1 protein-coding gene is annotated in these 1,255 nt (G+C 55.9%); it reads right to left on the reverse strand.

Features of this window, described 5'->3' with window-relative positions:
- Positions 1 to 35 precede the first annotated feature (35 nt).
- Positions 36 to 1,085: an FAD:protein FMN transferase ApbE gene (apbE, locus tag BBW68_RS12385; protein WP_070135600.1), complete on the reverse strand. Its 1,050-nt coding sequence runs from the start codon at positions 1,083 to 1,085 to the stop codon at positions 36 to 38.
- Positions 1,086 to 1,255: the final 170 nt, after the last annotated feature.

Below are 1,255 nucleotides of genomic sequence, written 5' to 3' on the forward strand. Positions count from 1 at the left end.
CAATCTTCTAACCATCAAGCATCAGCTCTCCTTAATCAGTGCGCGGAGGACGGCGAGAGAAAAGCAGCAAACTGCGGTGACATCCAGCTCTCAAAGCGTTCCTTCTGCTTGTAGATCAGATACACCGCCAGTTTATTACGCAGCGCCAGCGCTTTTGCGCGCTCGGTACCCAGTACCATCAGCCCGGTATCCCAGCCATCGGCCTCCAGCGCGGTAGTGGCGATCACCGTGACAGAAACCAGCTTGTGCTGAATCGACTGGCCGGTTGCCGGGTCAATGACGTGCGAGATGCGCTTGCCGTCCAGTTCATAATAGTTGCGATAGCTGCCGGAGGTACTGATGCCATGGCCCTGTAAATCGACAATCGCCTGCACCGCATTCTCTTTATCAGTCGGTTTCTGGATTGCTACCTGCCAGGCATTGCCCTGGGCATTTTCCCCGTGCGTCAGCACCGCCCCGCCGACCGATACCAGATAGTTGTTGATCCCTTCCCGTTCCATCAGCCGCGCCAGGTTATCGGTGGCAAAGCCTTCGCCGACGGTGGAAAGGTCAACATAGAGTGCGGGCAGATCTTTTTGCAGATAGGCCTGCCCGGCGCGGTTGATCACTTGCAAGTGCTGCAGGCCGGTCAGCGCGCGTGCGGCAGCGATCTGCTGCACGTCCGGCGTTTTCACCGGCTGCTTAGCCGGCCCGAAGCCCCACAAATTCACCAGCGGCCCGACGGTGATATCCATCGCGCCCTGCGTCTGCTGGCCGATGCGCAGCGACAGCGTGACGATATCGGCCATATTGTTGCTCACCGGCTGCGGGTCGCTGCCGCGATACTGATTAAACCGTGACAGCACCGAATCATTTTTCCAGGTCGACAGCTCGTGGTCGTCGTTATCCAGCTGCTGCTGCACCGCTTTTTGCAGCGCCGCGCGCCGTTCCGGTGCCACTCCGGCCAGGCTAACCCTCCAGAATGTTCCCATAGTGCGCCCTTCGAGCATCATACCATCAGGACCTTTCGATGGCTGAGGCGCGTCACAGGTTGCCAGCAAGCAAACCACTATAAAACTTGAAAAACACCGCCATTTACTCTTCATATTTACCTGCAATCTTAATTAAAAACTGGTCCAATCTGGGGTATAGCGCAGGAAAAACTCAGATTTGAAACTTTGATCTTGCGGCATGCTCTCACCAGGATAGTGGCTGAACAGGACTGATCCACGTCCCCCTTTTTTTACCCTTAACAGGGCTTTGCTGAATAAATAGA

This window comes from Candidatus Erwinia dacicola (genome assembly GCF_001756855.1).
Lineage (GTDB): Bacteria > Pseudomonadota > Gammaproteobacteria > Enterobacterales > Enterobacteriaceae > Erwinia > Erwinia dacicola.

Coding starts and splice junctions, on each gene's coding strand:
- apbE (WP_070135600.1), bottom strand. CDS start 1,085: ATGAAGAGTAAATGGCGGTGTTTTTCAAGTTTTATAGTGGTTTGCTTG.